Origin of the sequence: Streptomyces mobaraensis NBRC 13819 = DSM 40847 (assembly GCF_017916255.1) — a bacterium.
Lineage (GTDB): Bacteria > Actinomycetota > Actinomycetes > Streptomycetales > Streptomycetaceae > Streptomyces > Streptomyces mobaraensis.
The window spans coordinates 6612378-6629494 of the sequence record NZ_CP072827.1; the positions used below are offsets into that span (position 1 = coordinate 6612378).

Genomic DNA, 17117 nt, shown 5'->3' on the forward strand with positions numbered 1-17117 from the left:
AAGAGAACCGGAGTTCGAGGTGCACGCCGCGCCGTGGCGCCGCGCGGTCCTGACCGCGCGGACAGTGCGCCCGCGCGTCTGCGTCGTCGACATGGACAGCCCCCACGCGGCCGGACCGGGCCTGCGCGAACTGTCCGGCGGATGCGCCGAGGGGGACGCGCGCCCGGCCCTGCTCGCGCTGGCCACCGCGGAACGGCCGGGGCCGCTGCGCCGGGCGTACGAGGAGGGGGCCTTGGGGTACTTGAGCAAAAACGCTTCACCGGACCGGCTGGTCGAGGGCATCAGGTACGTCGCCAAAGGCGAGCGCTACATCGACGAATCCCTCGGCTTCGGCTTCCTGGAGGCTTCCGAGATCCCGCTCACCCGCCGTGAACTGACCGTCCTGTCACTCGCCGCCGAGGGCGCCGGCGTCGGGGAGATCGCCCGCAGCCTGCACCTGTCGCACGGGACCGTACGCAACTACATGTGCGCGATCACCCGGAAGACCGGGGCGCGCAACCGGGTGGACGCCATAAGAGTCGCCCGGGGGGCCGGCTGGGTCTGACGGGCCGCCGGCCGTCGCCTCCGCCATGAGGTCGCGGTACAGCGGGGACGCGCGGAGCAGCTCCGCGTGGTCCCCGCACACCGTGTGCGGCCCGTCCATCACCAGCACCCGGTCCGCGCGGAGCGCCGAGGCGGCCCGGTGCGCGACGACGACCAGGGTGCCGCCCGGCCGCCGGGCGAACGCGTCCTCGGCGCGGGCCTCCGCGGCCGGGTCCAGGTGGCAGGTCGCCTCGTCCAGCAGCGCCAAAGGCGCCGGGGACAGGTACGCCCGGGCCAGCGCGATCCACTGCCGCTCGCCCGCGGAGAGCCCGGCGGGCGCGACGACCGCCCCGAACCCGCCCAGCCGCTCGGCCAGTCCGGCCATGCCGACGGCTCGCGCCGCCGCCCACAGTTCGTCCTCCGGCACCGGGTCCGGCCGGAAATAGCCGAGGTTCTCGGCCAACGTCCCCGAGAAGACGTACGCCTCCTGCGGGATCAGCACCCGCCCCGCCCGCGCGGCCGTGTCCCGCGCGGGCAGCCCGCCGATGGTGACGTCACCGCGGGCGGGCACCAGCAGCCCGGCCGCCAGCCCGGTCAGCGTCGACTTCCCGATCCCGCTCGGGCCCACGACGGCGAGCCGGGCCCCCGGCGGGACGCGGAGGTCCAGCGCGTGGACGACGGGGGCGGCGTGGGGGCCGTAGGCGAAGGTGACACCGCGGAGTTCCAGGGCGGGTGCGGGTGCGGGTGCGGGTGCGGGTGCGGGTGCGGGTGCGGGCGCGGGCGCGGGCGGCGCGGTCGCCGCCGTGCCGCCGGGCCGCGGAAGGCGCCCCGGGGCCTGCCGCGCCGTCGCGGGAGCGCCTGCCGGCATCCGGTCCGCGGCGGGATCCGGCGCGTTGTCGGCCGCCGAGGGCTCGGGGGCCGCGGTCGGCCCGTCGGGCCGCGGGAGGCGGCCCGGGCCTTGCGGTGCCGCCTCCGCCGCCGACCGGGCCGGTCCGCGCGGGGTGTTCGTCGGCGGTCGGTCCCCGGTACGGTCCGGCGGCGACGGAACGGCGGCGGTCACGCGGCCCGCGACGTGCCCCGGCCGCGCCGCCTTCGCCGTCGGTCCGGACCGCCCCGCCGGGGGCGCGGCCGTCGGGGCGCGCGTGGCGGCCGGACCCGCCGGCCCGTTCGTCACCGCGGCACCCGCCGCGGGTGCGTCCGGTGGCCCGTCGGCCGAGCGGTGGGGGAGGGGCCCGCCGGACGTCCCCCCGGACCCGCCGGACCCCGCCGTCAACCGCCGTATGACGACGGCGAGTCGTGCCCCGCTCGCGCCCAGGCCGTGGACGAGTTCCTGGACCGCCGGGAGGAGGGACTGGGTCACGTAGGCCAGCGCGCCGACGAAGGCCCCGGGGGTGGTGCCGTGGTCCAGGAGCCAGGGGGCCAGGACGAGGAGGAGGATCACGGGGAGGCGGCCCGCGAGGGTCAGGGCGGCGACGCGGACGAGGGACCAGCGGGCCAGGGCGCGGGCCGCGTCGCGTTCGGCGTCGACGAGGGCGCCGGTCGCGGCGGCGACGCGCCGCTCCGCGCCGCCCGCCGTGATGTCCCGCAGCCCGCGCGCCACGTCGTCGAGGGAGCGGGCGAGCGCCTCGTCCGCCACCAGTACCGCCTCCTGGCGGCGGGCCAGCACCCGTAGCGTCACCAGGAACAGCAGCAGTCCCAGGAGCAGCGGCGGCACCACGGCCAGCAGCAGGGCGGGCGCCAGGGCGCACAGGCCGGCCAGCGCGCCGCCGGCCGTGAAGACGAACGAGCGGGAGACCATCACGAGCCCGGCGAACGTGTCGCGGGCGATCTCCACCTGGTGGGTGAGGCGGGACACCGCCGCGGCGTCGCCGTCCGCCAGGGCCCGGCCGACGACCCGCCGGACGAGGCCGTCGCGCAGCGGCTCCACCAGGTCGGCGGTGGCGCGGTAGGTGCGCCCGGTGCCGTACGCCCCGGCGAGGACGGCGAGGGCGGCCAGGCCGAGCCAGCCGAGGCCTGTGGCCGCCCGGCCGGCGAGGAACCCCCGGTCCAGGGCCCGGGCCAGCGCGTAGCCCAGGGCGAAGGTGTGCCCCGCCTCCAGCACCGACCAGCCGGCGAGCCGGGCCAGGGCGCCCCGCCGGGCGGCGAGGAACCGCAGCCCCTGGCGGGCGGTCGACGGCGTACGGCCCGGCTCAGGCACCGAACACCGCCCGGTACTCGGGCAGCCGCCACAGCTCCGCGTGCGGCCCGGCCGCCCGTACCCGGCCGTCGTCGAGCCAGACGACCCGGTCCGCGCGGGCGGCCGTCGAGGCGCGGTGGGCGACGATCAGCCGGGTGCGGGCGGCGACGTCGTGCAGCAGCGCGCGGCCGACCTCGCGTTCGGTGGGGGAGTCCAGGCTGGACGTGGCGTCGTCGAGCACGAGGACGCGTTCCGCGTGCGCGAACGCCCGTGCCAGGCCGAGGCGTTGGACCTCGCCGCCGGACAGGGGCGCCGCCGCGCACGGCGTCGCGTACCCCTCCGGCAGCCGGCGGACGAAGCCGTCCGCGCAGGCCGCGCGGGCGGCGGCGGTCACCGCCTCGTGCCCCGGGTCGGCCGCGCCGAACGCGATGGTGCCGCCGATGGTGCCGCCGAGGAGGGCGGGCCGCTCGAAGGCGTAGCCGACGGCGTGCCGCAGCGCGTCGTGGCTCAGCTCCGGGAGCGGGACGCCGTCCAGCGCGACGGTCCCGGCGTCCGGGTCGGCGAGCCGGCCGGCGAGCGCGGCGAGGACGGACTTGCCGGTGCCGGACCGGCCCACGACGGCCACCGACGTGCCGCCCGGGACGGTGAGATCGACGTCGCACAGGATGATCCGGTCGCCGCGCACGGCGGTGACGCCGCGCAGCTCCAGGGTGCCGTCGCCGGGCGGGGCCGGCCGGGTCCCGTACGCCGGGGCGGGGACGGCCAGCACCTCGGCCAGCCGGCCGGCGGCGGCCCGGGCCCGCACCAGCCCGCTCAACTGGCCGACGATCATGCCCACTCCGGTGGCGAGTACCGCGTACCGGGAGGCGGCCAGGACGTCGCCCACGCTGATCCGCCCCTGGGACAGCCGCAGACCGGCGACGGCGAGGACGGTGATCTGGAGCAGCGGTACGAGGGTGACGGCGCGGGCGGCGGCCCGGCCCTGGACCCGCCAGACCCGGTGCCCCTGCCGGGACAGTCCGCTCAACGGGCGCAGAATACGGGCGCGTTCGCGGTCGGCCGTGCCGGCGGCGGCGATGGTCCTCGCCCCCGTCAGGGCCTCGGCCAGCCGTCCCGCGATGTCCCCCTGGAGCCGCTGGTAGCGGGCGGCACAGTCGGTGGAGGCGCGGGCGAAGGCGCGGAGGAGGAGGACGAGCAGGGGCGCGCCCGCCAGGAACGCCACGGCGAGCCAGGGGTCGATGAGGGCGAGCGCGACGACGCCGCCCAGCGGGCCCGCCGCCGACGCGACGGCGGCGGCGAGGGCGCCCGGCGCGGCGCCGGCGTCGGCGGTGTTCCCGACGAGGCGCGTCACCAGGTCGCCGGGCGGGGCGTCGGCGGTGGCACGCGGCCCGGCGGCCAGCACGTGCCGCAGGAGCCGGTGGCGGAGCCATGCGGTGGACCGGGCGGCCGTGGTGCCGGCCAGGAGGTCGGCGAGGGCGTCGAGGGCGGCGGGGGCCGTGAGCAGCACGGCGCACAGCGCCACCCAGCGGGTGGCTCCGGCGTCGTGGGCCAGTAGCCGGTCCACGGCGCGGCCGAGGGCGGCGGGGAGGAGGAGGGCGGCGCCGGCTGAGGTGAGGCTCAGTGCGGCCAGGGCCGTGGCTCGGGCCGTGCTGTGGCGTGTGGTGGCCAGGAGGAGCTGGTCGCCGGGGGTCATGGGGTCACCGTCCTCGCGGTCGGGGTGGGGTGGGGCACCCCACCCATGACGGCCGGCCCCGGCCGGCCCCCACGGGAGAGGGCCGGCCGGGGCCTCAGGCCAGGCGGCGCGTCACAGACAGAGGAGCACGCTCGCCGTGCTGACGCAGGAGAGCAGGCTCGCGGTGCTCTGCCCGCCGCCGCCGTGCAGCTCGTCGGACTCCAGGTTCTGCAGGTCGAGAAGTGCCATGACGGTGTCCTTTCTCGGGGACTGTCGGTGCTGTGCTACGGCCCCGCCGAACGGCGGTGCCGGGTTCAGGGGCCCGCGGGCGGTGCGGGCGGGAGGGGCGGCAGGAACGGCAGGCGGGCCGGGCGGTCGCCGCGGGCGGCGGCCAGGGCCAGCAGGCAGCCGGCCGTTCCGGTGGCGAGGTCCATGGAGAGCCGCATCATCTGGTGGCCGGGGAAGGCGAGTTCGCCCCGGTAGCCCATGGCGTACCAGTCGAGGGCGTCGATCTGCGCGGCCACCTGCCCGGGGGTGACGCCCGGGGCGGTGGTGCGGGCGAGGTGCAGGACCATGCCGGCGCGGCCCTGGAACAGGCCGGGCTGGGCGTAGAAGCGGGACCGGGCGGCGGCCGTGATGCCGTCGCGGGCGGCGGCGAGCGCCGGGTCCGGTTCCCCGCCGGCCGCCGCGAGGAAGTCGTCGAGGACCATGCCGATCCCCACGCTCCCGTCCCCGACGTACGGCATGGTGCGCCAGCCCTCGTCGACCTCCAGCGTCCCGTTGCCGGTGGTGACGCACCGGGCCAGGTCCGCGCGGAGCGCCCGTCCGGCCAGGTCCAGCAGGTCGGGCGCGCCCGTCCGGTCGTACAGCCGGAGGAAGAGCAGGGCCGGTCCGGTCGCGCCGCGCAGCAGCCCGGCCTGCCGGCCGCCCGCCGCTTCGCCGCCGTCGGCGTCGTCGGCCGTGAGGCGGTCGGCGAGGATCCGGGCGGCCCGCAGGGCGTGCTCGCGGAGGGCGGTGTCGCCGGTGGTGCCGGCGAGGTGGTCGAGGAGGAGGCCGAGGCCGGACAGGCCGCCGCGCAGGTCGGACGAGAGCCGTTGCCAGTTCTCGCGCAGGATCGCCTCGGTGAGGTCGAGGGCGCGCCCGGTGTGGCCGAGCCGGTCGAGGACGAGGGCGGCTCCGGCGACGCCGTCGTAGAGGCCGAGCGGGGTGCCGGGCGGCAGCGGGTCGGTGTGGTCGAGCAGCCACCGCTCGCCCGCCTCGTAGCGGGGCGCGCCCGCTTCCTCCAGGGCGTACAGCACCCCGGCCGCGCCGTGCGCCAGGCCGAGCCCGCCGCCGTCGCCGAACTGGGCGATGTCGCCGGGGAAGAGGCGGTCGTCGCGCTCGGGCGTGGCGGACGCGAGGAGGGCGCGGACCATGGAGTCCCGGCTCGCCGGCCAGTCGCCTGGCCGGGGCGGCCGGGCGGACGGGCGTGCCGCGCGGGCGGCCCCCGCCGCTGCCGCCCCCGCCTCGCGGGTGATCTCGGCCACCGCCTCGTCCAGGAACTCCCGCGGCACGCCCGGGAACTGGGCTGCGATCACCTCGGCGAGGTGCGCGGCCTGCTCCCGGTCGATGACGAAGAGCGTGGTGACCGGCAGGAACAGGGCCAGCCGCAGGCACGCCAGCGCGTACCGGTCCACGTCCCGGCCCCGGCGGTCCGGCGGGGCGAAGAAGCCGGGGTGGGCGACGACCTGCCGGCCGTGCTCGCTCGCCGGCGCGGCGGCCTCGAAGTCGATGAGGGTGACCGACCGTTCGTCGGGCGCCACCATGATGTTGAACATGTGCAGGTCGTTGAAGACCAGCCCGCGGGAGTGGACGGCCTCGACGGCCTCCTCCACCGCCCGGTGGATCCGCAGCGCCCACGCGGTGTACGCGGCGACGGCGGCCGGGTCGGGCTCGGCGGCGAGCAGCGGATGGCGTTCGGCGAAGAAGGAGTTGAGCGGTCTGCCCTCGACGAAGTCCATCACCAGGAAGCTGTGCTCGCCGAGCGTGAACCAGTCGCGGTACCCGGGCGCGGCGTCCAGACCCGCGAGCCGTTCCAGCGCGTCGCGCTCGCGCTCCAGCCGGGCGACGGCGTCCGCGCCGTCGGCCGCGAGACCGGCGTACGGCCGGCCCTCCTTGAGGACGACCTTCCGCCCGTCACGGGTGTCGGTGCCCCGGTAGACGCCGCCGCCGTTGGAGAAGTGCAGCGCCTTCTCGATGCGGTACGGCAGGTCGGCCACCGTGGTCGCGTTGCGCGCCGCGAGGTGGGGTTCGAGGAACGCCGGGAGGGTCACCCAGGACGGCACCCGGAACGCCGGGTCACGGGAGTCCGGGACGAGCCGGCCCGTGCCGTCCTCGACCGCCGGGACGAGCGTGCCGCGCTCGCCGACGCAGAAGCGGCGGGCGAAGGCGCCGTAACGGACGTAGAGCGGGCCCGCGTTCCAGCGGAGGTCGGTGAGGATGTACGGTCCTGGCCGGCCGCCGAGGAGCGCGTCGAGCTCCTCCAGCGTGGTGCGCAGCTGCTCCTCGTCCGCCGGGTAGACGGTGACGAACTTGCCGCTGTGGTCGCGTCCCGCGTACTTCGTGTTGCGGAGGTGCAACTGGTGCGGTCCGGGCACGAACTTGAACGGGATGCCCCGGGGGACGCAGTAGTCCCAGACGTCGGCCGCCGTCTTGTCCGCCGTCCCGGCGGTCGCGGAGACGTGGATCTTCCAGCCCTGGAGCGGCTGCCCGGGGAGCGGCCCGCCGTCAGGCCCGGCCGGGAAGAGGTTCAGCCAGTCGCCGCTGCGGGCGGTGGCCCAGCCGTCCGGGACCGGCCGCCGCGCGGTCTCGAACAGGCCGTCCTCCGTGGTGGTCCCGGCGAGGGTGGGCAGGCGGTCCGGGGTCTCGTAGAAGTGGCGGTCGGCCAGGCTGTAGACCTCGTACCGCTTGTCCATGCGTTCCCCCTCGGCCCCTCGGCTGCGATGCGTCGAGATTTCCACGCAGGGGGGAGCCGGACCAGTCACACGTGTCACCAATGGGCCGTGCGAAACGCATGGTGGAGGATGTCATTCCAGGGGTCGGCTCACTGAGGCGTCGGCTCACCGAGGGGTCGGCTCACCGAGGGGTCGGCCCACCCCCTACTCCAGGGCCACCGTGACCGTCTTCGGCCGCTGGTACTCCGCGAGCACCGGCACGCTCAGGTCGGTGCCCTGGCCGGACTGCCGCCGTCCGCGCGGGCCCGCTCCGGCAGGCCGTCCAGCGCGGCGGGCGGGCCCAGCCACAGGGCGGCGTGCCCGCGCACCGCTCCCGGGCCCGTCTCCGGGTCGGCGGTGACCACCCGGCGGCCGAGCGCCGCCCGGCCGCCACGGCCGCCCGCACGTCGTCCACCACGACCAGCGGCGCGTCCAGCCGCACGGCCCCCGCGTGTCCGTTCGTCGCCGCCCCGAGGGCGGCCGGGCGTCAGGCCAGCCGCCGTACCGGCTCGCCCGTCAGGAAGGCGGCGATGTCCTCCACGGCCTGGGTGAAGTACGCCGTGTAGTTGCGGCGGGTGACGTAGCCCAGGTGCGGGGTGGCCAGGAGCCGGGGGAGGGTGCGGAAGGGGTGGTCGGCGGGGAGCGGCTCCTCGTCGAAGACGTCGACGCCGGCCCCGGCGATCCGGCCGTCGCGCAGCGCGCGGGCCAGCGCGTCCTGGTCCACGATGGCCGCTCGCGAGGTGTTGACGAGGTAGGCCGTCGGCCGCATCAGGCGGAGCTCCGCCTCGCCGACCAGCCCGCGGGTCCGCTCGCCCAGCACCAGGTGGACGGAGACGAAGTCGCTGTCCGAGAAGAGCTCTTCCTTGGTGACCCGGACGGCGTCCGCGGCGGCGGCCCGCTCGTCGGTGAGGTTCGGGCTCCAGGCCGCCACCTCCATGCCGAACGCCCGCCCGATCCGCGCCATCCGGCTGCCGGTCTTCCCCAGCCCCAGCAGCCCCAGCCGCCGACCGTGCAGGTCCGTCCCGACGGTGCTCTGCCAGGGGCCGCCGTCGCGCAGCGCCGTGTTCTCCTGGACCAGGCCGCGGGCCAGCCCCAGGAGCAGCGCCCAGGTCAGCTCGACGGGCGGCTCGGGGTTGCTGTCCGTCCCGCAGACGGTGACGCCGTGCCGGGCCGCCGCGTCGAGGTCGAGGGACGCGTTCCGCATGCCCGAGGTGATCAGCAGCCGGAGCTTCGGCAGCCGGGCGAACAACTCGGCCGGGAACGGCGTGCGTTCCCGCATGACGACGACGATCTCGCTGTCGGCCAGCTCCTCGGCGAGCCGGTCGTGCCCCGCGACGTGCTCGCGCAGGACCCGCACCTCGACGGCGTCGCCGAGGGCCGACCAGTCGGCCGTGGAGAGGGCGACGCCCTGGTAGTCGTCGAGCACGGTGCAGCGGAGCGTCATCATGTGGTCCTTCGGTGCGGTGAACGGCGGAACGGCCGGTGGGACGGTGACACTCTGCCAGGGGCCCGCGTGGCCGCCCGCCGGGAACCCTTCCCCTTCCCGTTCCCCGCGGGCCGTTCAGGCCGCGGGCAGCAGGGAGCGCAGCGGCCGGGTGTCCGGGACCTCGGCGGCCACCGCCTCCACCGCGGCCGGCACCAGCTCTCCGTACCCCTCCGGCAGGCGCAGCCGGGCCGCGTCCGACCAGGACAGCTCCCAGCCGGCCCAGCCCGCGTCGACGAGTTCCAGCACCACGAGCGCGTGCAGGCCGCGCAGCAGTTCGGCCCGGGCGTCCGCCCCGCCGTCCCCGCCGGTCAGCCGGGCGGCGACGTGCCGGAGGAGGCCGCCGTCGACGGCGTCCAGCAGGGCGCGCAGCGAACCGTCGCCGCCGGTGTACGCGGCGGTGGCGGCGCGCAGCCGCTCCACCTCCGCCGCCCGGTGGGCGCGGATCCCGAAGTGCACCAGCTCCGGCCACGAGGCGCGGCGCAGCCGCAGCACCTCGGGCGCCAGCGTCGCCTCCTCCAGCCGGACCAGGAGCCGCTCCGGGGCGTCGAGGAGCTCCAGGGACCACCGCTCGGGCCCGCGCGCGGCCCGCCCGTCGTCGGGCAACGCCTCGATCAGCGCGACCCGTTCGGCCATCGGCGGGTGCGCGTCGTAGGGCGACGGCTCGCCCCCGGGCAGCTCGCGGGCCAGCCGCTCGAACTCCGCGCGCCGGCCCGGCGCCGCGAGCAGGTGCCCGAGGCCGCCGTAGAACTGCCCCTCGGGCGGCAGGAGTCCGGCCGGGAGGCCCAGCGTGGCGTAGCCGTCGAGGTAGAAGTCGTGCAGGGTGGCGAGGGCGGCGGTGCGCCGCAGGGCGGACGCGGTGGCGTCCCGGCCCGCGACGCGGACCGCGACCCGGTCGGCGGCGAGTTCCTGCCGGCGGCCGTCGCCGCGGGTGACCCGCAGGTAGAACTTGGCGTAGCCGACGAAGAGGCGGGCCATCAGGCGGTGGCTCCGCCCGGCGCCCGTGGAGCCGGCCTTCTTGGGCTTCCGGCCCTTGAGGGCCCGCTTCTCGGCCGCCGCCCGCTGTTTGGTGAGTTCCTTCTCCACCAGTTTCTCGGATTGCCTCCGGAAGGCCGTCACCGTCCGGGCGAGCGCGTGCCGGCCGCGCAGGGTGATGGCGGAGATCCGGGTGTCGGCATTGCAGTAGTGACCGAATTCATGGCCGAGTACGGCACGTAGCTGGCTGTCCGTCAGTCCGGTCATCAGCGGTATCCCGATATAGAGCCGGCGGCGTCCCGGAACGAGGCCGAGGAAGCGGGAGTTCTCGGAGACCGCCGCGTTGACCCCGCCGATGAGGAGGATCTCGTCGGGCGCCCGGGTGCCCGCCGTCGCGGCCACCTCGCGGACGGCCGCCCACAGCCGGGGCTGCTCCGCCTCGCTGACGGGCAGGCCGTCCTCGCCGTCGTCCCCCGGGGTGCGGAGGTGCAGCATGCCCCGCACCAGCGGGACGGTCAGCAGCAGGGGCAGGGCGATGAGCTTCACCGTCGCGGGGTGCGCCCCGAGCGACCGGTAGACGAGGACGGCGGTGCCGATCAGGGCGCAGAGCACCGCGAGGCAGAACAGATAGAAACCGAAGAGGAGAACGAGCGCGCGGAACGCGCGAAGAGAAACGCCCATCGGGCAGTGGCCCTCACCCGGGTAAGAGAAATGAACGGTGGTGAAAGGCCGTCATTATGTCGTACGTGCGTTTGGGGCGGCAAATGTTTTACGGGGAGGGGTGAGTTGGCGGGGGAGGGGGTGAGGCAGGGAGTGTGGGAGGGTGGAAGATTGAATTCCGGAATGGTCACGGAGTGCGGGGCGGGGTGCCTCCGGCGGGAGACCTAGCCAACCCCCGTGGGGCTCCCTATCATTCGAACGCTCCTCGTCCCAGCGGGCCGTGAAGATTGTCATGGGCATGCCTTATCGACGCTCCTGACCAGCCCCTCTTCCGGCCCGGCACGTCGTTCCGCCGGAAGTCGGAGGCCGCGGCCGGAGGCCGGGCACCGCGACGTCCGCGGAACGGTCCCCCCGTCCCCTCGGGCCGCCCGCGCCGCCCGAAGGCAACCGATTGGAGCACCATGCCCGCAGGTCTGGTCACCGCCGGCGCGATCGCCGCGCTGTTCGCCTCGGCGTTCGGCACCCAGCAGCCCTCGGTCATCACCAACCCGCCGCCGGACAAGATCGTCATCGAGATCGCGACGGTCAACGGCTCGGGCTGTCCGGCCGGTACGGCCGCCATCGCGGTGTCGCCCGACAACACCGCCTTCACCGTCACCTACAGCGACTACCTGGCCCAGGTCGGCGTGGGCTCCAAGCCCACCGACTTCCGCAAGAACTGCCAGCTCAACCTGATCGTGCACGTACCGCAGGGCTTCACCTACGCGATCGCCAGCGCCGACTACCGCGGCTACGCCAAGCTGGAGCCCGGCGCGACCGGCACCGAGAAGGCGTCCTACTACTTCCAGGGCTCCTCGCAGACGACACCCAGCTCCCACACCTTCAGAGGCGCGTACGGCGACAACTGGCAGGCCACCGACTCCGTCCCGGTGGGCTCGCTGGTGTGGGCGCCCTGCGGTGAGCGGCGCAACTTCAACATCAACACGGAACTCCGCGTCAACGCCGGTACCTCCGACCCCACCAAGACCAACAGCTTCATGACCATGGACTCGACGGACGGCAGCATCAACACGATCTACCACCTGGCGTGGAAGGAGTGCCCGAGCAGGTAGCGGAAACGGCGGCCGGGACGGGCGGCGCACGTGCCCGGACCCGGCCGCCGGGGGGACCGCACGCCGCGTTCATCACGATTTTATGCCCCGTTAAACCCACGTCACCTGCGAATATAGCGCTCCGCAGGCCCATGGTGACCCAGAGGGTATAGACCTCTGGCGGAAATCACGCCAGTGTGGGGAAGACCACCGCGAAGCCCGCGTCCCCCCACGGTCCCGCCTTCGCGTCCCCCCTCGATCGCACAGAGCCTCAAGTCTGCTTCCAGCCGTGACACCCTGAGCCCCGCGCCTCCGGCGGACGCCCTCATCGGCGCCCCGGACGCGGTCGTCCCACCACCGGCCGGCCCCTGGCGCGGCCCGTGGGACCGCGGTCTCCCCGGCGGGCCGTCCGCCGCCGACCCCCGCCCCCGGGCCGCCGTCCCGCTCCGCCCGGCCCATGTGATCTCGCTCCCCGCCTCCCCGCGCTCCGTCGCCGCCGCCCGCGCCTTCTCCCGGCGCCTGCTGGCCGAGTGGGGACTGGACGCGCTGACGGACGACACCGCCCTCCTGCTCTCCGAACTGGTCACCAACGCGATCGTGCACGTCCCCGAGGGCACCGGCGACGTCGAGCTGTCCCTCTCCCGCACCCCCGCCCACCTGGTCGCCCGGGTCACCGACCGCGGCGGTGCCCTGCCACGCTGCTCGCTCGCCGCGAAGGACAGCGAGAACGGGCGCGGCATGTGGCTCGTCGAGCAGATCGCCGAGCGCTGGGGCCACCACGCCTCCCCGGCCGGCAAGACCGTGTGGTTCGCCCTGCCGCTCCCGGACGGCCACCGCGCCCCCGGCGGCCCGTCGGCCGTCCCCGCCCCGCCGGGCCCGGCGGACGCCTGAGCCGTCTCCCCGCCTCTCCCCGACGCCGCCCGGCTGCGCGCCGCGCGGAATCCGAGGGACGATGGAGAGCGGCGCGACGGACGGCGGCGCGAGCGGCGGGACCGGGCCGGGCGCGACGACCCGGCCGGCACCCCCGAGGCCGCCCCCACCGCGCGGGCGCAAGGAGGACCTCGCATGGGCACCACCGACGGATTCCGGACCGGCCCCGGCCGGACCCGGCCCGCCTGGGACGAGGCGGGCAGCCTCCTCGACGTGCTCAGCGTGGCCGCCGTGGTCCTCGACCGCGAGGGCCGGATCATCCTGTGGAGCCCGCAGGCCCAGGACCTGTTCGGCTGGACCCCGGCCGAGGCGCTCGGCCAGTACGCCGCCAAGCTGCTGGTCGCCGAGGAGGACCTGGCCGTCGTCCTCGACCTGTTCGACCGGGTGATGGGCGAGGGCGAGAGCTGGGCCGGCGTCTTCCCCGTCCGGCACAAGGACGGCGGCCCCCGCCTGGTCGAACTGCGCAACGTCCGGCTGGAGGGCCCGCACGGCAGCATGTACGCCCTCGGCATCGCCACCGACCGGGAGGTCCTGCGCGACCTGGAACGGGACCTGGCGCTCTCGCTGCGCCTGGTGGCCCAGTCCCCGATCGGCCTCGCCGTCCTCGACACCGACCTGCGCTACGTGATGGTCAACCCCGCCCTGGAGCGCATCCACGGCTTCTCCGCCGAGGAACACCTCGGGCGCCGGATCGGCGAGGTGCTGCCGTTCGTGGACGTCGAGGAGAGCGAGGCCACCATGCGCCGGGTGCTGGCCACCGGTGAACCGGAGCTGGACCGGTTCGTGGCGGGCGGCATCGGCGGGGGCGAGGACGACCGGGCCCGGCTGGTGTCCTACTACCGGCTGGAGGACGCGGGCGGGCACATCCTCGGCGTCGCCGCGTCCGTCGTGGACGTCACCGACCGCTACCGCGCCGACCTGGCCGCCGCGGAGGCCCGGCGCCGGCTCGCCCTGATCGCCGACGCCTCGGTGCTCATCGGCACCACCCTCGACCTCGACCAGACCGCGCACGAACTGGCCGAGGTCGTCGTCCCGGCGCTGGCCGACGTCGCCGCCGTGGACGTCCTGGACGCCGCCCTGGAGGGCAACCGCGCGCCCCAGGGCCGCGCCACGGCGATCCGGGCCCTGGCGGTCGCCTCGGCGGGCACCGCGGGCGCCGTCGACGCCGCGCGGGCCGCCGACCCGGTCGGCGAGCTCGCCCACTACCCTGCCGACCGGCTGGTCGCCGAGTGCGTGGCCACCGGCCACCCGGTCCACCTGCCCCGCGTCGGCACCCGCGACCTGCCGCGCATCGCCCGCGACGGGACCGCCGCGGCCCTCCTGGCCCGGGCCGGCCTCCACTCGTACATCGCCGTACCGCTGATCGCCCGCGGCGAGGTGCTCGGCGCCCTGGACCTCAAGCGCACCGACAATCCCGCCCCGTTCACCGAGGACGACGTGGTGCTGGCGGGCGAGCTGGCCGCCCGCGCCGCCGTCTGCATCGACAACGCCCGCTGGTACCAGCGGGAGCGCGCCGCCGTGCTCAGCCTCCAGCGCACCCTGCTGCCCCAGCGCCCGCCGAGCCCGCCGGGCCTGGAGGTCGCCTACCGCTACCAGCCGGCCGGCGCGGCCGGGCAGGTCGGCGGGGACTGGTTCGACGTCGTCCCGCAGGACGGCGGCAAGAGCGCCCTGGTCGTCGGCGACGTCATGGGCAGCGGCATCACCGCGGCCGCCGCCATGGGCCAGCTCCGCACCGCCGCCCGGACCCTCTCCGGCCTCGGCCTGGACCCGGCCCAGGTGCTCCGGCACCTCGACCGCGCCGCCACCGGTCTGGACCAGCAGATCGCCACCTGCGTCTACGCCGTGTTCGACCCCGAGGGCGGCCGGTGCTGCGTGGCCAACGCCGGGCACCTCCCGCCCGTCCTGCTGCGGGACGGCGGCCCGCCCGTCCTGCTGGACCTGCCCACCGGCGCCCCGCTGGGCGTGGGCGGCGTGCCCTTCGAGAGCGTGGCGGTGGACCTCGCCCCGGGCGACCGGCTCGTCCTGTACACGGACGGCCTGGTGGAGACGCGCGACGAGGCCCTGGACGTCCGCCTCGCCGAGCTCGTCCGCGTCCTGGACGCGCCCAGGACCGGCCTGGAGGAGACCTGCGACCTGCTGCTCTCGGTGTTCCGTGAGGGGAGCGACGACGATGTGGCGCTGCTGATCGCGGAGGTCGGCGGCCGGGAGGGCGCGGGCCGCTGAACGGGCGCCGTCCGGCGCGGGGTCAGGCGCCGTCGCCCGCCGCGTTCCCGTCGGCGGGCAGGTTCTGTAAGGCGCACCGGGCCCGGGCGGCGGTGTCGAGGATGTCGCTCAGCATGCGCGACAGCTGGTCCACGCGCGCCGGCGGGGTTCCCGACGCGGGCCCGCCGCCCGCGAGTTCGCCGTTGACCTGCCGGAAGACCTGCTCGTCGAGGAAGTAGGCGGGCCGCGGGATGCCCAGGCTGTCGCTGACCTTGAGCAGCGTCTCCAGGGTGAGGTTGGAGCCGTCCGCCGACTCCGCCTGGGAGAGCGTCCGTTTGGAGACCCCGGCGCGTTCCGCCAGCCCGGCGAGGGTGAACGGGCCGTCGGGGTGGTGGTGGCGCACGTACCGCAGGCGCCGGGCGACGTCCGCCTTGGCGGCGGTGATCCGCGCCTCCAGGGACGGGCGTTCCCCGCCCCCCGCGGGCGCTCCCCCCTGCTGCATCGTCCACCCTCTCGCGCGCTCCGACCCGAGGACTCTAACCGGCCGGGGAGCGGCTCAGCCATGGAAGTACCCCTAGGACAAAGCAGCGTTCTATGGGTGATTGCCGGATTTGTCGAGAGTGAGGACGGAGGGAAGACGGATATGGACCGACTTTGGGTGCAATACATTGCGACTTGGGGCAGCAAGTTGCCATGGCCGGATGCGGATGGCTAACGTCCGCGATGACACGGACGGCGACCGCTCAAAGCCACGGGGGTGCTTTGAGGGCGGTCGCCGTCCGTTTCGTCCCGCAGCCGCTCACCCGTCCCCGTCCCGCAGGTACGGCACCGTCCACCCCTCGGCGTCGTACTCCGACAGGCACCGGTCCACGAAGCCGCACAGCTCGTCCCGGAGCCCGGTGCGTTCCGCGAACCGGAAGGTCTCGAAGCGGGTGACCTCCGGGTTGGCCGCGTGCAGGCTCTCGTAGAGCTCGTGCCGGCTCGCGAACTCGCTGCCCACGCCGTCCCACACCAGCTTCATCAGCTTGGCGCGCTCCTCGGCGCCGCCGCCGTCCGCGCCCCGCAGGTAGACGTCCAGGAACGGGCCGAGACCGGGCGCGCGGAAGTCGGAGGGATGGGACACGGTGCCGATGAGGGGCCCGGCGACCAGCCGCTGGATGAGCTGCCGGACCGTCCGGTACGCGGTCGGGGCCAGCACCCGGTAGGCGAGGCAGGGCGCCAGCGGAGGGTGCACACGGCCGCGCGCCCACGGCTCGGACCGCTCGGTCATGGCCGTCACCAGCGCGTGCACGGTGTGCCGCCACGCCAGCGCCTCGCCCACCCCCGACTGGACGCCCGGGTGGACGTCGCTGCCGTTGCTGCGCACGGCCTTCAGCAGCAGCCCGCACAGGAAGTCGAGCTTCACCGACATCCGGACGGCGCTGTGGAAGAGGAACCGCGGCAGGAACCCGCTCCCGTGGGCGAACGCCCCGGCCCGCTCCACGTCGCGGTGGATCAGCACGTTCGGCCACGGCACCACCGCGCGGTCGAAGACCAGCAGGGCGTCGTTCTCGTCGAACCGGCTGGACAGCGGATGGTCGAACGGGCTGTCCGACCGGCCGTCCCGGAGCTCGTACCCCGCCCGGCAGACGACCTTGAGCCCCGGGGTGTCCAGCGGCGCGACGAACGACACCGCCTGCGCCGGATCGTCCGGCCGCGGACCGGTGTGACTCACGAACGCGTACTGCGTCAGGGCCGCCCCCGTGGCGATCCCCTTCGCCCCGCTCACCACGATCCCGTCGGCCGTCTCCGCCACCACCCGGACGCGGATCCCCGCGCCGTCCTCCGCGTGCCGGCTCACCGGCGGGTCGACGAGGGCGTGGCTCAGGAACAGCACCCGGTTCTGCGCCCGCGCGTACCAGGCCGAGGCGTTGGCCGCGAACGGGCCGTAGAAGCCCGGGTCGGCGCCCAGCGTGGCCATGAACGACGCCTTGTAGTCCGGCGTCCGGCCCATCCAGCCGTACGTCATCCGCTGCCACACCGCGATGGCGTCCCGCGCGGCCCGCAGGTCCGCCGTCCCGCGCGGCGCCCGGAAGAACGGGTGGGTGACCGTCCCGCCCGCGTCGCTGTCCGTGGTCAGCACCCCGCGCAGCGCCGGGTCGTGGAGGGCGTCGTAGAGCCGGGCGAGCGTCCGGGCGCTGTTGCGGAACGCCGGGTGGGCGGTGACGTCCGCGACGCGCTCGCCGTAGATCCACACCTCGCGGCCGTCCCGCAGGCTCTCCAGGTACTCGGCGCCGGTGGGCGGCCGTTCGGCGGCGCGACCGCCGTCCTGGCGCGGTGGGGCGGGGGAGCCGACGTGCTGGTCGCGCATGGGCGGTGCCTCCTGCCGGTTGACTGCCGGTCGTTGTCGTTCCCGCGTCCCTACTCCGGCCCCGCTGCCCAGGGGGCCGCCGTC

Annotated in this window: 12 protein-coding genes and 1 pseudogene; 4 read left to right on the plus strand and 9 right to left on the minus strand. The window is 75.9% G+C overall.

Features of this window, described 5'->3' with window-relative positions:
• Positions 1–91: 91 nt before the first annotated feature.
• Positions 92–463, plus strand: a pseudogene (locus J7W19_RS28495) (LuxR C-terminal-related transcriptional regulator); the annotation flags it as partial.
• Here J7W19_RS28495 and J7W19_RS28500 read toward each other — a convergent pair.
• From J7W19_RS28500 to J7W19_RS28530, 7 genes are all read right to left on the minus strand, one after another.
• Positions 386–2719, minus strand: coding sequence for an ATP-binding cassette domain-containing protein (locus J7W19_RS28500; protein WP_004940767.1), 2334 nt, complete (start codon positions 2717–2719; stop codon positions 386–388). The pseudogene J7W19_RS28495 and the gene J7W19_RS28500 overlap by 78 nt on opposite strands.
• Positions 2712–4391, minus strand: a complete 1680-nt coding sequence (locus J7W19_RS28505) for an ABC transporter ATP-binding protein (RefSeq protein ID WP_004940770.1) — start codon at positions 4389–4391, stop codon at positions 2712–2714. Before J7W19_RS28505 ends, J7W19_RS28500 begins: the two co-directional genes overlap by 8 nt.
• A gap of 111 nt (positions 4392–4502) precedes the next feature.
• A complete protein-coding gene (locus J7W19_RS28510) occupies positions 4503–4619 on the minus strand; it encodes a SapB/AmfS family lanthipeptide (RefSeq protein ID WP_004940771.1) in 117 nt (38 codons plus the stop codon).
• 65 nt (positions 4620–4684) lie between these two features.
• Positions 4685–7324 carry a class III lanthionine synthetase LanKC gene (gene lanKC, locus J7W19_RS28515; protein WP_004940773.1) on the minus strand — a complete coding sequence of 880 codons (2640 nt, stop codon included), beginning with the start codon at positions 7322–7324 and terminating at the stop codon, positions 4685–4687.
• Between the two features lie 242 nt (positions 7325–7566).
• Positions 7567–7707, minus strand: coding sequence for a hypothetical protein (locus J7W19_RS28520; RefSeq protein ID WP_210455398.1), 141 nt, complete (start codon positions 7705–7707; stop codon positions 7567–7569).
• A 122-nt stretch (positions 7708–7829) separates the two neighbouring features.
• Positions 7830–8786 (minus strand): D-2-hydroxyacid dehydrogenase family protein, encoded by a 957-nt coding sequence (locus tag J7W19_RS28525; protein WP_004940775.1) that lies wholly within the window; start codon positions 8784–8786, stop codon positions 7830–7832.
• 117 nt (positions 8787–8903) lie between these two features.
• Positions 8904–10481, minus strand: a complete 1578-nt coding sequence (locus J7W19_RS28530) for a M48 family metalloprotease (protein WP_004940777.1) — start codon at positions 10479–10481, stop codon at positions 8904–8906.
• Positions 10482–10921: 440 nt separating this feature from the next.
• On the opposite strand from J7W19_RS28530, the gene J7W19_RS28535 reads away from it, so the two are divergent.
• From J7W19_RS28535 to J7W19_RS28545, 3 genes are all read left to right on the plus strand, one after another.
• Positions 10922–11572: a DUF4360 domain-containing protein gene (locus tag J7W19_RS28535; RefSeq protein ID WP_004940779.1), complete on the plus strand. Its 651-nt coding sequence runs from the start codon at positions 10922–10924 to the stop codon at positions 11570–11572.
• 438 nt (positions 11573–12010) lie between these two features.
• The gene (locus J7W19_RS28540; protein ID WP_004940782.1) at positions 12011–12442 is read left to right on the plus strand and encodes an ATP-binding protein; all 432 of its coding nucleotides are present in this window, start codon (positions 12011–12013) and stop codon (positions 12440–12442) included.
• Between the two features lie 174 nt (positions 12443–12616).
• Positions 12617–14704, plus strand: a complete 2088-nt coding sequence (locus J7W19_RS28545; RefSeq protein ID WP_004940784.1) for a SpoIIE family protein phosphatase — start codon at positions 12617–12619, stop codon at positions 14702–14704.
• A gap of 22 nt (positions 14705–14726) precedes the next feature.
• Here the strand turns inward: J7W19_RS28545 and J7W19_RS28550 are convergent, their stop codons facing one another.
• Both J7W19_RS28550 and J7W19_RS28555 read right to left on the minus strand, forming a co-directional pair.
• Positions 14727–15185, minus strand: coding sequence for a helix-turn-helix domain-containing protein (locus tag J7W19_RS28550; RefSeq protein ID WP_004940786.1), 459 nt, complete (start codon positions 15183–15185; stop codon positions 14727–14729).
• A 297-nt stretch (positions 15186–15482) separates the two neighbouring features.
• The gene (locus J7W19_RS28555; protein ID WP_004940787.1) at positions 15483–17033 is read right to left on the minus strand and encodes a 4-hydroxyphenylacetate 3-hydroxylase family protein; all 1551 of its coding nucleotides are present in this window, start codon (positions 17031–17033) and stop codon (positions 15483–15485) included.
• Between the last annotated feature and the right edge of the window lie 84 nt (positions 17034–17117).

Coding starts and splice junctions, on each gene's coding strand:
- J7W19_RS28535 (WP_004940779.1), top strand. CDS start 10,922: ATGCCCGCAGGTCTGGTCACCGCCGGCGCGATCGCCGCGCTGTTCGCC.
- J7W19_RS28555 (WP_004940787.1), bottom strand. CDS start 17,033: ATGCGCGACCAGCACGTCGGCTCCCCCGCCCCACCGCGCCAGGACGGC.
- J7W19_RS28530 (WP_004940777.1), bottom strand. CDS start 10,481: ATGGGCGTTTCTCTTCGCGCGTTCCGCGCGCTCGTTCTCCTCTTCGGT.
- J7W19_RS28510 (WP_004940771.1), bottom strand. CDS start 4,619: ATGGCACTTCTCGACCTGCAGAACCTGGAGTCCGACGAGCTGCACGGC.
- J7W19_RS28525 (WP_004940775.1), bottom strand. CDS start 8,786: ATGACGCTCCGCTGCACCGTGCTCGACGACTACCAGGGCGTCGCCCTC.
- J7W19_RS28545 (WP_004940784.1), top strand. CDS start 12,617: ATGGGCACCACCGACGGATTCCGGACCGGCCCCGGCCGGACCCGGCCC.
- J7W19_RS28550 (WP_004940786.1), bottom strand. CDS start 15,185: ATGCAGCAGGGGGGAGCGCCCGCGGGGGGCGGGGAACGCCCGTCCCTG.
- J7W19_RS28505 (WP_004940770.1), bottom strand. CDS start 4,391: ATGACCCCCGGCGACCAGCTCCTCCTGGCCACCACACGCCACAGCACG.
- lanKC (WP_004940773.1), bottom strand. CDS start 7,324: ATGGACAAGCGGTACGAGGTCTACAGCCTGGCCGACCGCCACTTCTAC.